Annotated in this window: 9 protein-coding genes; 8 read left to right on the top strand and 1 reads right to left on the bottom strand. The window is 54.5% G+C overall.

Going from position 1 to position 13,107, the window contains the following annotated elements; genetic code table 11:
- The first annotated feature begins 233 nt into the window (after positions 1-233).
- The 3 genes from BR04_RS14940 (at position 234) to BR04_RS14950 (ending at position 6,285) form a co-directional block, all read left to right on the top strand.
- Positions 234-3,239, top strand: coding sequence for a Cache 3/Cache 2 fusion domain-containing protein (locus BR04_RS14940; protein WP_496356826.1), 3,006 nt, complete (start codon positions 234-236; stop codon positions 3,237-3,239).
- Positions 3,240-3,679: 440 nt separating this feature from the next.
- Complete coding sequence (locus BR04_RS14945; RefSeq protein WP_496356827.1) at positions 3,680-4,276, top strand: rhodanese-like domain-containing protein; 597 nt, start codon at positions 3,680-3,682, stop codon at positions 4,274-4,276.
- 71 nt (positions 4,277-4,347) lie between these two features.
- Positions 4,348-6,285 carry a methyl-accepting chemotaxis protein gene (locus BR04_RS14950; RefSeq protein ID WP_496356828.1) on the top strand — a complete coding sequence of 646 codons (1,938 nt, stop codon included), beginning with the start codon at positions 4,348-4,350 and terminating at the stop codon, positions 6,283-6,285.
- A 169-nt stretch (positions 6,286-6,454) separates the two neighbouring features.
- On the opposite strand, the gene BR04_RS14955 is transcribed toward BR04_RS14950, so the two are convergent.
- On the bottom strand, positions 6,455-6,628 hold the full coding sequence (locus BR04_RS14955) for a hypothetical protein (protein ID WP_496356829.1): 174 nt from the start codon (positions 6,626-6,628) through the stop codon (positions 6,455-6,457).
- Between the two features lie 192 nt (positions 6,629-6,820).
- Here BR04_RS14955 and BR04_RS14960 point away from each other — a divergent pair, with 192 nt between their 5' ends.
- The 5 genes from BR04_RS14960 to BR04_RS14980 are packed head-to-tail and all read left to right on the top strand — an operon-like array spanning position 6,821 to position 13,102.
- Complete coding sequence (locus BR04_RS14960) at positions 6,821-8,794, top strand: sensor histidine kinase (RefSeq protein ID WP_496356830.1); 1,974 nt, start codon at positions 6,821-6,823, stop codon at positions 8,792-8,794.
- Between the two features lie 37 nt (positions 8,795-8,831).
- Positions 8,832-10,073 (top strand): hybrid sensor histidine kinase/response regulator, encoded by a 1,242-nt coding sequence (locus tag BR04_RS14965; protein WP_496356831.1) that lies wholly within the window; start codon positions 8,832-8,834, stop codon positions 10,071-10,073.
- Positions 10,060-11,415 carry an HD domain-containing phosphohydrolase gene (locus tag BR04_RS14970; protein WP_496356832.1) on the top strand — a complete coding sequence of 452 codons (1,356 nt, stop codon included), beginning with the start codon at positions 10,060-10,062 and terminating at the stop codon, positions 11,413-11,415. Before BR04_RS14965 ends, BR04_RS14970 begins: the two co-directional genes overlap by 14 nt.
- An 8-nt stretch (positions 11,416-11,423) precedes the next feature.
- Positions 11,424-12,287: an HDOD domain-containing protein gene (locus BR04_RS14975; protein WP_496356833.1), complete on the top strand. Its 864-nt coding sequence runs from the start codon at positions 11,424-11,426 to the stop codon at positions 12,285-12,287.
- Positions 12,284-13,102: a response regulator gene (locus BR04_RS14980; RefSeq protein ID WP_496356834.1), complete on the top strand. Its 819-nt coding sequence runs from the start codon at positions 12,284-12,286 to the stop codon at positions 13,100-13,102. Before BR04_RS14975 ends, BR04_RS14980 begins: the two co-directional genes overlap by 4 nt.
- Positions 13,103-13,107 lie beyond the last annotated feature (5 nt).

Genomic DNA, 13,107 nt, shown 5'->3' on the forward strand with positions numbered 1-13,107 from the left:
CGGGTGTTTTTCAAAAAAAATGACAAAGTTGGGTTAAGATGCATTCCCACGCTGAAGCGTGGGAATAATGGCTTCATGCTGTAAAGCTAAACCTTGTTCCTGAACATAAATTCTCCTTTCCAGACTCCGGGACTTTTTGCTAGACTCCGTACCGATTCCCTGAAAGTATTTCCTTTCCCGATCATGCGCCTGTTTGATCCGATCCACCCCAGATCCCCGAAGGAGAACGCTTCATGAAAATCACCATTGGATTCAAACTGAACGCCCTGTGCTCCGCCCTGGTGGTTCTCCCCCTCCTCGCCATCGGCGGATTCAGCCTTTACGCCCTCCTGGACTTCAGCCAAGATGTCACCTCCATGGCCAATGAACGTCTCACGGCAGATGCGGAGCGTCAGCTCATTGCCGGAGCCAGAGCTGCGCGGGATGAAGTGACAGGGTTTGTCAACATGGCCAAAGGCGATACCCTGAGGCTGGCCACCTCCAGTACCCTCTCCGCCTATCTGATGGCCCAACGCGGAGAAAATGAGACCTGGAAACAGGCCACCCGCAACCACAGCGAAACCGTTATGAAGGGTATCCTCGAAGCCGTCCGGGTTCGCAACAGTGCCAGCGAACAGACCCTGCGGGTGGCTCTGGCGCTGGGCAATACCCTCATGCAGGGCTACGGCCCCTTTACCCAGACCCGGAAAACGGTCAGCTGGAATGCCATCAACCAGTTCAGTCAGGAAACCCAGACCCTCACCCTGCCGGAAGTTCGGCTGGGAGATACACCCATTCCCCAGAACAGGGAACCCGTTGTCCCCACCCCCCTTGTGGATGCCATTCTCTCCCGCATCGGTGGGGCCGCCACACTTTTCCAGAGAATGAACGAAGAGGGCGACATGCTCCGCATTGCCACCTCCGTTCTGGACAATGAAGGAAAACGGGCCATCGGAACCTATATCCCGGCACTCCAGCCCGACGGTACCCCCAATGCGGTCATTGCCACCCTTCTCAAGGGAGAAACCTTTACGGGTCGGGCCTTTGTGGTCAATGAATGGTACCTTACGGCCTACCAGCCCATCTGGGACATGACGGGCAGGCTCAGTGGCGCCCTGTTTACGGGGCTTCCGGAAAAGGAGCTGAATGCCACCCTGGCCCAGTCCATCACCACCATCCGACTCGGCAGAACGGGCTATCCCTTTGTTATGGATTCAAAAAGCACCCTGCTGGTGCATCCCCGCAGTGAATGGGTCGGTAAAAATGTTATAAACGATCTGAAGGTCAGGGATTTCCAGGAAGTTCTGGACAAGCGAAGGCAGGATGAGGTCGGCTGGCTCACCTACAGGCATCCGGACGGACGCCTGAAATATATTTCCTATGGATATTTTGAACCCTGGGACTGGGTTGTCTGTGCCAGCGGCTACCTGGATGAGATGTCGGAAAGTGCGGCAAAGGAATCCCTCTCCCTCCTTCAGGAAGATATGCTGAACATGGCCCGTCTCACCGTGGTGCACACCCCTGGCGGAGAAAAACCCCCTTATTCCCAGATCCGCCTGCTGGATCCCCAGGGGATGGAACTCATCGCTGTTCAGGATGGGAAACTGCTCCATGATTTTAAAAGTGAGGCGGATGTGCTCTGGTTTGAGGAAGCGAAAAAACTGCCCGAAGGCCAGGTTCATATCGCCCCTGTTTCCCTGTCCCGTACCAGCGGCAGATCCGTACTCCGGGTCGCAGCCCCCGTTTACCGGGAACAAAGCCTGCACGGTGTGGTTGTTATTAATACGGACTGGGAGCTGGCCTGGGATCTGCTCTCGGACAATGCTTTTGCCCAAAGCGGTTATGCCTTTATCCTTGATTCCGAAGGCTTCGTGCTTGCCCATCCGGAGTACAGCCCTCAGGACGCTGTCAACCTGACCGATCCGAAATTCACAGCCCTGGCCAATCTGGTGAAAAGCCGGATACTGAAGGGGGAGGAAGGAGCAGCGCCCTACACCGATGGACAGAAAAACGCTTACATGGGTTTCACTCCCCTTGTTCTGGGAGACAGCCATTACGCTGTGGCAACCCAGGCACCCAGATCAGAAGTATTTGAAATCGCAATGGGGATTGAGAATATTGCCCACAAGGATGTCCGCATGATCACCCGTGTCCTGGGCTTTACCCTCCTTACCCTGACCCTTCTCGGCGTGGGTCTTGGCATTCTGTTCAGCCGCAGCCTGGTCTCTCCCATCAAAAGCTGTGTGGTCTTTACGGGGCTCATGGCCAAAGGGGATTTTTCACAGGACGTTCCAGAAACCTTCCAGAAACGCAGCGATGAAATCGGGGATCTGGCCCGGGCTTTCCACACCATGGTACACAGTATCCGGCAGCTTTTGAGGCATATGGGAGAAGGCGTGACCACCGTGGCCAACTCGGCAACGGAACTTTCCGGCGTAAGTACGGATACGGCCCGGAGTGTACAGTCCCTGTCTGAAAAAACCGCCAGCACAGCCAGAGCCGCAGAAGAATCCAGCAGCAGCACCAGCTCCGTTGCCGTCAGCATGGAACAGGCCACCACCAACCTCAACTCCGTTGCCAGTGCCACGGAAGAAATGACCGCCACCATTGCAGAAATCGCCTCCAGCTCCGAAAAGGCCCGGGGGATCAGCAGTGATGCCAGTCAGCAGGCCAGCTCCATTTCCACCCTCATGCAGCAGCTGGGAGCCGCCGCCCAGGAAATCGGTCAGGTGACAGAGGCCATCAGTGATATTTCCTCCCAGACCAACCTCCTGGCCTTAAACGCCACCATAGAAGCCGCAAGGGCCGGTGAATCGGGCAAGGGATTCACCGTGGTGGCCACAGAAATCAAGGAACTCGCCAGACAGACGGCCAGTGCCACGGAGAATATCAAGGCGAAAATTGACGGGGTACAGGATTCCGTCAGAAACGCCATCCGGGACACGGGAAAAATCACCGGTGTTGTTGAGGAGATGGGCCAGATCATCGCAAGCATTGCAGCAGCCATTGAAGAGCAGGCCGCCGTTACCCGGGATGTGGCGGGCAACATCGCCCAGGCCTCGGCGGGGATACAGGAAGCCAATGCCCGGGTATCCCAGACCGCATCTGTCTCCAGAACCATGGCAAAGGATATTGCTGCGGTGAACACCTCGGCAGAGGACATCCGCTCCGGAGGTGACGCGGTACGCCTCCAGGCCGGGGATCTGTCCCGGCTGGCAGCAGAGCTGAAGGGACGGGTCGGACAGTTCAAAACTGCCTGATACCGCCCAAAAACTTTCTGATTACCATCTTGCTCCAGCTATCATTCAGCTATCGTTCCCATGCTCCAGCGTGGGAACGCAATACCGGACGCTCCTGCGCCCATGGCCAGTATCCTGGGCACTCCTTTTTCTGGGAAAGGGGTATCATCGAAGCGCCGGGACGATCCAGATCAGAACACGGCACGTACCTATTTCTGGAGGCCATACCTTTTTGGGGGCCATGACAACTTTCGTGGTTTTAAGACGCTGGAGCGTCTTTAGATGCATTCCCATGCTGGAGCGTGGGAACGATGGGTTAAAACTTTCTCCCTTACTGCATCCTTGCAGAAAAAAACGCATCTCTTTATATTAAAAAAAATCACCACCTGCACAGACATAGAAGATACAACGGGTTCCTCAAGCAGCTTTTCCACAGTCCTCTCACTCCAAGGAGACCGGCCATGAATCCTCTGCACGCAAAATCCCTTTCTTTTATCCTCATTCTACTGTTCAGCCTTGTTCTGTCGGCCCAGGCGGACTGCCCTGACTGCAAGGAAGTCGCCAAGGGAATGATCCCGGAACAGTTCCTCGCAAAACATGTCAAGCAGCTGCCCTCAGGTATCCACATCTGGGATGTGGAAGAGGCCATTCCCCAGCTGCGCAAGGGGGAAACGAACATCCTCTGGGTCGATACAAGGCCAAAATCCTTTTTCAAAATGGGGACGGTAAAAAATGCGGTTCTCCTTGTCTATGACCAGGAAGGGGTAAAAGTACCCGAAGAAAACCACGGCCCGGCCCTCACCCTCGAAAAATTAACCCAGGCCATGAAGGCTCTTGATCCCGATCCCTCCAAAGTGACGGTGGTCTATTTCTGCCAGGGCCCGGAATGCCACCGCAGCTACAATGCAGCCCTCCAGTCCGCGCAGGTATACGGCCTTTCCCCGGACAAGGTTGTCTGGTTCCGCGATGGATATCCCCACCTGGAAAAGGCCGTCATGGAAGATCCGAAACTCAAACGGCGCAAAGAAATTTTTCTTCAGGGTGATATCCTGAAATAACATTTCATACGGAAACCCACCTCTGAACAGCAGACGGTTACCCCACCCCCATCCGCAGCAAAGGTGTCGCCATGCAAGTGAAACACAGACTCACCCTGGGTTTTGTCCTGATTCTCTTTGCCTGCCTTGGCCTCTACATTCTCATGGATCTGCGGATACGCCAGATCCGGGAAGGTATCAGCGATGCCATCATGGTGGACATCTATGATCAGATCCGCAGGGCCAATGAAAAAAAACACATCCAGGCCAGCGAAAAAGCCATGCAGACCATGGCCCTCCAGGAAGCGGTCATTCAGGTCGCTGACGGCAGCCAGGAACGCCAGTTCATCGATGTGGTGAAGGGGCTGTATCTTTCCATGCAGGGGAAAAGTGATATCGTGAGGCTCATGCTTCTGGACAAGGAGTTCCGAGTCCTTATCAATGAGGCGAGTCCCACATCCCGCCCCTTTCCTGCCGAAGGAGTACGGGATGTAGGGATCCGTTCCCTCTGCAAAAAGGCCGCAGATTCCTGGGCGGTGGAAGGCTCCATGGTTTCCATGGGGGAAACCAGTTTCTTTATTCTGGCAACGGCCATTGTAAATGAAGACGATGAACTCTCCGGCTATCTTCTGAGCTTTTTACCACTTTCTGTTCTGGCGCGTTCCCTGGGCAGGGAGCTTGTGGCCCATATCCTCATGGAAGAAGAGGGCAAAAACCGGCTGGCGACCTCCGATGATACCTTTTTACAGGCCATCGGTACGGATGGCCTTCCGACCCTCCAGAATCGCAGGGGAGGGCTGACCCACCTGGGGGAACATACCTTCCTCACCCATACCATACCGTTTACCAAAGCCAGCGACAGCGGACGGTTCTGGATTTTCAAAAACTTCACCGATGAATACAGACAGATCCAGAAACTGAGGGGAATCCGGATTGCACTGATGCTCCTTGTACTGGCCGGTGCGGCTGCCCTGCCCTATTTCATGCTCCGGAAAATCTTAAAACCCCTGGATGACATGAAGCAGACCCTCCTTGAAATCGCAAAGGGCAAAGGAGACCTCACCAAACGCATGCCCGTCAGAAACCGGGATGAAATCGGGGATCTGGCCCATGGATTCAACACTTTTTCGGAAAAAACACGGGGGATGATCGCAGAAATCCTGCTCAATGCCGCAGGCGTGCGGGAGGCTTCCGGGCTCCTTGTGAATATCTCCGAAAAAATGGCGGGCAGCAGTCAGGCCGCAGAAGGCAGAACCCAGGCACTGAGCCTTTCCAGTCAGACCATGGAAAACAACATGAATGCCGTTACTCTGGCTACGGAGGAAGCCTCATCCAGTGTCCAGCATGTGGCATCGGCTGCGGAACAGATGCAGATGACCATCCAGGAAATCGGCAGACATACGGGCAGTGCGGAAGGAATTACGGAAAAAGCTGTCGGACGGGTTCAGCTTGCCTCGGAAGAAGTGAACGCCCTGGGCCGGGCGGCAGTGGAGATCGGCAAAGTCATCCAGTCGATCACCGATATTTCAGGGCAGGTCAACCTGCTGGCGCTCAATGCCACCATCGAAGCCGCCCGTGCCGGAGAAGCAGGCAAGGGTTTTGCCGTTGTCGCCAGTGAAGTCAAAACCCTTGCCCATCAGACGGCGGAGGCCTCCCATGACATCAAGGAGCGTATCCAGGCCATTCAGCAGGCATCCCACAAAACCGTTGAGGAAATCGATGCCATCCGAACCGTTGTGCATGACATCCGTGCCATTGTCCGTGTAATTTCCGAAGCCGTACACCAGCAGACCGACATGACTTCGGAAATTTCCAGCAACATGGAACATATTGCAACGGGTATCGGAGATATCAACCACAGCATGGGTAAAAATGCCGAAATTTTTCATGGGGTGGCCGGTGACATTTCCGGAGTCACCCAGGCCATGACGGAAGTTTCGGAAGCGGGATCGGATCTGAGAACATGTGCGGAAAAAATCGCGTCCCTCGCCACCACCCTGGATCTCATGGTTTCACGGTTTAAAATCTGACAGCAACCATGTCGGCTGTTCCCACATTCACCCGAAAATTGAACCCATCGTTCCCATGCTGGAGCACGGGAACGCTTTATGAAACAAGGTAGTAATCACTAAAATATTGCATGACAAAACACGAAAAAATACCTTGCTGGCCTTCGAACGGATCTCCGTCCCGATCCTCTCAACCGTTTTTCTTATCCTGCGGCATGGGATTTTCCCTTACCGCCTCACAGACAGCCCGATACACCCCTTTGAAAATTTCCTCAAAACCCGTTGGGGATACCCGCCCCACTTCAATAAACTTCACCACAACCTCTTTGGTGGTACGCAGAATCTGCTCATCCATGGTTCCCATGACCGACTCCTTCATTTTTTTTCAGATAAAAGATCCTCAAAGTCCCCTGCCAGCGTCCAGACAGATCAGGACGCGAAAACGACAGAAGCCCGCCCTGTCCCCGTCTGGCTTATGGACAAAGCTTTCCGGCTCCGTTATGGTGCATGAAAACATTGCTTTTTCTGATCCCAAAACCCAAGACAACGGCTTACCATGAACCCCGTTCCCTTTTCCCAGAGCCTCTTTGTACGTATTCTCTTTCCGGCGCTGCTGCTGCCTGCCATTTTTCTGGCCTGGGCGCTGTGGTTTTACCATGCCTTTGTCCAGGAGCAGATCCGTCATGACGCCGATATACGCCTTGTGGCGGACGAACAGGCCCTGCTGCATTCCCTTGAAGAAAAAAAGCTTCAGCTTTCCCTTCTGGGACATCAACTGGCAGGCCGCCTGAACCAAGCCTTTCACCAGATACCGGATCATGCGCCGGAAGTACAGCAGGCCCTTCAGGATCTTCTCGAAAAAAACAGTCTCTCCGGTGTTCTCCTTGCCGCCTCCAATGACCGCCCCATTGCCTTTTCCGGGACAGATCCCCTGACAGTCCTGGATCAGAAAACAATAGAAAATCTCATGGATACGGCACGAAAAGAAAAAAACAAGACCCTCTTTCTGCCTGTAGAAAAAACAAAGGATATTGTCTGCCTTGCCATAATCGGTCTGGAAGCCGGACGCCTGCTTCTCCTCACCCGCCCCATGCAACTGGAAAGGGGATCGGAGGACAGTATGCTGGTTGCCTTTGGTGAAAAACGCAGCTGTGCGGGGAACTGCATGGATCTCCCTCTTTCCGACACCACCATCCCCCACCTGTCTCCGGGAAGCCATACTCTGGAAGACAGCCCCTTTTTCATACGAAAAATTCCCATTCCAGGGCTTATGGATCTTTCCCGGCACTACCTGCTTCTTTCCATGCGCCTTGAAAACAAGGCCTACCACAAAGCTCCCTTTTCGCTGGGCCTGCCCTTTACGGCAGGAATCCTCGCCTTTTTGTGCATGACCTTTTTTCTCATATTCTCCCTTCGGGCCATCATCCGCCCCCTGGACCGGCTGAGGAAAGCCGTTCCTGCCCTTGCCAGAGGGAATTTTCACACGCAGCTTCCCCTGAATGCTCCGGGAGAAATCGGCCTGCTTGCCACTGCCATCGCCCAGATGGCAGGGGATCTGCAAACCAGTATTTCCGCCATGGGGGAAAGTGAAAAAGAGGCCGCTGCCGCAAGAAAGGCTCTGGAAGAAAGTGAAAGCCAGCTCCGGGATTACAACCAGAACCTGGAGCGCATGGTGGAAAAACAGACCCGGGATCTGCGCCAGACCCTGGATCGTCTGCAAAACACCCAGGCCCAGCTCATCCAGTCGGAAAAAATGGCCTCTCTGGGTCAGCTTGCCGCAGGTGTGGCCCATGAAATCAACAACCCCGTCGGTTTTGTAAAAAGCAATCTCGGCACCATACGGGATTATTTTCAGGATCTGCTTTCCCTCATCCAGGCGGGAGAAGATCTGGAAAAAGCCCTGGAAACAGGAAAAGATGCAGAAACGGCTCTTGAAAACATCCGAAAAACCCGTGCCGCCATTGATCTTCCCTTCATTCTGGAAGATCACAGGGCCGTCATCACCGAATCCCTGGAAGGAATGCAGCGGGTGGCACGGATCGTATCCGATCTCAAGAATTTTTCCCGCGGGGGTGTTCAGAATCTGGAACCAACGGATATCCTGCAATGCCTTGAATCCACATTAAATATTGTATGGAACGAGATCAAATACAAGGCGGAGGTCATTCGAAATTTCCACCCCCTTCCCCAGGTTCTCTGCTCCCCCCAGAAACTGGGACAGGTCTTCATGAATCTTCTGGTCAACGCAGCCCATGCCATCGAAAAACACGGAGTCATCACCCTGCATTCCCGCGTGGAAGAAAAGGACATCGTCGTTGAAATCCAGGATACGGGCTGCGGTATCGCACCGGAAATTCTGCCAAAAATCTTTGACCCCTTTTTCACCACAAAGCCTGTGGGCAAGGGAACGGGTCTGGGACTCAATATTTCCTACAGCATCATGCACCAGCTTGGGGGGGACATCACCGTTGTCAGCACTCCCGGTGCAGGCAGTACCTTCAGCGTCCGTATCCCCTTGCGGGAAGTCTGAGCCTTGAGGATATTTTTCAACCCATAAGGATTCTGCCATGGATATCATCGTTGCCGAAGACCATCCCGTATCCGCCAAGCTTCTGGAAAAAATCATCAAAAAAACGGGCCACACCGTTCATCTGGCAGCAGATGGGGAAGAAGCCTGGGAATTTCTTCTCCGCCACAAGGCCCGTATGCTGCTCACGGACTGGATGATGCCAAGGCTTGACGGACTGGCCCTCTGCCGCAGGGTACGGGAAAAACTGTCCGTCCCCTATGTGTATCTGATCCTCCTGACCGCCAAGGACGCCACTGCCGATATCCTGGCCGGCTTTGAGGCCGGGGCAGACGATTATATTGCCAAACCCGTCAACCCCGATGAACTGATGGCCCGTATCCGGGTCGGCCTGCGCCACCTTGCCCTGGAAGACCGTCATGAAAAAACCCTGCGCCATCTCATGCGCACCGAAAAAATGGCCTCCCTGGGACAACTGAGCGCTGGAATGGCCCATGAAATCAACAACCCCCTGGGCTTTCTCATCAGCAACATCAAAACCCTTGCCTCCTATCACGGGGGGATCGAAAAAATTCTTGCCGCTTACCAGAAACTGCCTCCCCTCCTGAACACCCAGGAAAATGCCCTTGCCCCCCTGCTCCGGGAAATCCGGGCTCTGGAAGAAAAAAACGATCTGGCCTATATTCTGGAAGATGCGAAAGCCCTTATCAGCGAATCCGGAGAAGGTGCCGCCCGTATCCAGAAAATCATTGAAGATATGCGCATTTTTACCCATCCCGATGCCATGGTCATGGAACTTGTGGATATCCATACCTGCATTGAAACCAGCCTGTCCATGGTACAGAACCGCTTTGCCGAAGGCATCCGTATTGTACGGAATTTTCAGGAGCTTCCCCGAATCCAGTGTTTCCAGGGTCAGATCCAGCATGCCTTCTGCAATATTTTCATGAACGCCATGCAGTCCATGGCAGGACAGGGAACCCTTCACATCGAAACATCCCGGAAAGAAGACCAGCTCCTTGTGTGTATACGGGACACGGGTTGCGGTATCACACCGGAAATCCTGCCCCGTATCTTTGATCCCTTTTTCACCACCAGACCCGTAGGACAGGGAACAGGCCTGGGCCTGCATGTCAGCTACACCCTGATCCAGCGTCACGGCGGCCACATTGAGGTGAACAGTATACCGGGGACAGGCTCTGCCTTTGAGATTCTCCTTCCCCTGGAAAGTCCGGCAAACGGGAACACTACCTGCAAGGAAAAGACCCATGACCCCTTCTGAAGTTCTGCGCTACACCCATCACATTCTCCTTGTGGATGATGAACCGTCCATTCTCAAAGCACTGACAAGAAACCTGCGCAAACTTTCCAACTGCACCCTGCACACGGCGAATGGCGGAGAAGAGGCCCTCAGACTGCTTGCGGAAAGCAAAACCACCTTTTCCCTCATCCTGTCAGACCAGCGTATGCCGGACATGGACGGTGCTGCCTTTCTCGAAAAAAGCCGCAGCCTTTTTCCCTACGCCTCCCGCATCCTGCTCACAGGCTACTCCGATCTGGAAGCCCTGACCCGGGCCATCAATAAAGGCGGTATTCACCGCTTTCTCTCCAAACCCTGGGAAGAAGAAATTTTGCTGCAAACGGTGATGGAAGCCCTGCACCAGTATGAAATCATTCTTGAAAACAAGCGACTGGAACTCCTGACCCGAAAACAGAATCAGGAGCTTGAAAGCCGGGTACGGGAAAGAACGGAAGAAATCGAAAGAAAAAATGCGGCCCTCGCCAGAGTCAACCGCATGATGGAAGACAGTTTCTACAGCACCGTACGTCTCCTCGCCTCCCTTATCGACATGGGGGCCCCGGAACTGGCAGGCCATGGAAGACGGGTCAGTGAAATGGCCGCTGCCCTGGCACGGCACATGGATCTCGATGCCGAAGAAATCCTGCACATTGAAGTGGCGGGACTGCTCCACGATATCGGCAAGGTGGGCGGAAACGCCGCCATTTTAAAGGGAACCATGCAGGGCATCAGCCGGGAGGATTTCATCCGCTACCGCCAGCATCCCGGAGACGGGCAGGATCTGCTTCAGCTCATTCCAAGACTCGACCATGTGGGGCTTCTCATCCGCTGTCACCATGAGCAATACGACGGATCGGGCTTTCCCGACGGCCTTTCGGAGCAGGAAATCCCTCTGGGAGCCCGCATTCTGGCGGTGGCCGATGAATATGACCGTTATCTGAGCATCCCGGAGCTTTCCGCAGAAGCAGTCAAACAGATGTCCCGGCAGCAGGACAGCACAATGGATCACCTCAGCGGCGATGTCCTCAAACGGCAGGCCGCAGCCAACCGTGTCAAACAGGGGGCCTTTTCCCGCCACGATCCTGATGTGGTGAAGGCCCTTCTGGATCTTCTGAAAAACCAGGGAATCGCCAGTGGTAAACAAAAGAGTCTTGCCATCAAGGATCTGGAGCCGGGTATGACCCTGGCCCGGCCCCTGCATACCTCAAGGGGACGCTTTCTGCTGCCCTATAATACTGTCCTCACCCGAGAACTCCTGCAACGCCTTCTTCTGATTCATAAAAATGATGCCATACAGGAACCCGTCTATATTCTCCCGAAATGAGGCTCCCCATGTCCCAGTTCCCGGAAAATTTTATGGAAAAGCTTCTGAAAAATGCGGAAAGCCTGCCCACCCTTCCCAATGTGGTGATGCAGGTCAACGCCATGCTCCAGGATCCGGATACGGATACTCGGGATTTAAGCCGTATGATTGAAAGGGATGTGGCCCTGGTCACCCGCATTTTACGGCTGGTCAATTCCGCCTTTTTTGGTCTGCGCTCAAAGGTGGGCAACATTCCCGATGCGGTTTCCATTTTGGGTTTTGATACCCTGCACCGCATCACCCTTTCCCTTGCTGTCATCACAACACTGGGGAGCCTGCGGAAAAGTCCGGGAGACTGGCTCTGGCCCCATGCCATCCGCACAGCGGTGGGTGCGGAATATCTGGCCATAGAAACCAAACTCTGCCGACCGAATGATGCCTTTGTCGCAGGACTTCTCCACGATATAGGTCTTATGGTGCTGGCCCGTTCCATGCCGGATCTCTTTCAGAGGATTCTGGACGAAACGAAAAAACAACAAAAACCTTTCTTCATTGTGGAAGAAAGCCTGATACCGGGTTTTTCCCATGCCACTCTGGGGGGACTCATGGCAAAACGCTGGTACCTGCCCCCCTGCCTCTGCCAGGCCATCGCCCTGCACCACCGTTTTCCCGATGACAATACGGTATCCGACCTTGCCATCCTTGTGCATGGGGCCAATATCCTGGATACCCACGCGGAGCTGATGGGCAATGGAGAACTTCTCCCTTCCTCCATGCACCCTCTGGCCTGGCAAAAACTTCAGGCTTCCCTGGAAAAACCCGACAAATGGTTTCCTCCCCTCTGGGAACGGGCCGGTGAAGCCTGTAAACTCTTTCTGGGAGAGCCGGTATGACAGATGCCTGCATCCTCTGCGTGGATGATGAAACCAATATTCTCCAGGCCCTCAAGCGCCTGCTGCGCCGGGAGCCCTATCGTATCCTCACGGCGGAAAGCGGACCGGAAGCCCTGGATATTCTGGAAAAGGAAGAAGTGCATGTGCTCATCAGCGACCAGCGCATGCCCGGCATGGATGGGACGGAACTCTTTTCCAGGGTGCGGGAACGCTGGCCCCATATCCTTCGCATCATCCTGTCCGGATACGCGGATGTGGACAGCATCACCGAGGCCATCAACCGGGGTCATATCTATAAATTCATCCTGAAACCCTGGAATGACCAGAACCTGCGCCTTGAAATCCGTCAGGCCCTGGATCAGTATGCCCTAGCCCGTACCAACCGGGAACTACAGCAAACCATTCTCGAACAGAACGAAGCCCTGAAACGCTACAATGAAAATCTGGAACTGGCCGTTCTCGACCGCACCCGGGAACTGAAACTCCAGAACCATATCCTCGACCTGTCCCGTGCCGTGCTGGAAACCCTGCCCTTCCCCGTTCTCGGCATCAGCAGTGAAGGGCTTGTGGCCGTTGCCAACGAAAGTGCCATACGTCTTTTTGCCCATAAACCCGGCTTTGCCATCGGTACTCCCGCAGCCCTTTCCTTTCCGGAGTCCATCACCAAAGCCATCACCTGGGTCATGGAAAAAAATCAGCCCCACAGCCTCAGTCTGCCTGAGGACGCTACGGAACTCACCATCACTCCCCTGGGGGGACGGTTCCGGGGCGCGGGTGCTGTACTGATCTTCATTCCCCCCCATCCCCTGTCATAAAGGAG

The sequence above is a fragment of the Desulfobotulus sapovorans DSM 2055 genome, assembly GCF_059569355.1.

What these genes read in the sequence shown, in the direction of transcription:
- BR04_RS14940 (WP_496356826.1), top strand. Translation starts at nt 234, where the DNA reads ATGAAAATCACCATTGGATTCAAACTGAACGCCCTGTGCTCCGCCCTG.
- BR04_RS14945 (WP_496356827.1), top strand. Translation starts at nt 3,680, where the DNA reads ATGAATCCTCTGCACGCAAAATCCCTTTCTTTTATCCTCATTCTACTG.
- BR04_RS14950 (WP_496356828.1), top strand. Translation starts at nt 4,348, where the DNA reads ATGCAAGTGAAACACAGACTCACCCTGGGTTTTGTCCTGATTCTCTTT.
- BR04_RS14955 (WP_496356829.1), bottom strand. Translation starts at nt 6,628, where the DNA reads ATGGGAACCATGGATGAGCAGATTCTGCGTACCACCAAAGAGGTTGTG.
- BR04_RS14960 (WP_496356830.1), top strand. Translation starts at nt 6,821, where the DNA reads ATGAACCCCGTTCCCTTTTCCCAGAGCCTCTTTGTACGTATTCTCTTT.
- BR04_RS14965 (WP_496356831.1), top strand. Translation starts at nt 8,832, where the DNA reads ATGGATATCATCGTTGCCGAAGACCATCCCGTATCCGCCAAGCTTCTG.
- BR04_RS14970 (WP_496356832.1), top strand. Translation starts at nt 10,060, where the DNA reads ATGACCCCTTCTGAAGTTCTGCGCTACACCCATCACATTCTCCTTGTG.
- BR04_RS14975 (WP_496356833.1), top strand. Translation starts at nt 11,424, where the DNA reads ATGTCCCAGTTCCCGGAAAATTTTATGGAAAAGCTTCTGAAAAATGCG.
- BR04_RS14980 (WP_496356834.1), top strand. Translation starts at nt 12,284, where the DNA reads ATGACAGATGCCTGCATCCTCTGCGTGGATGATGAAACCAATATTCTC.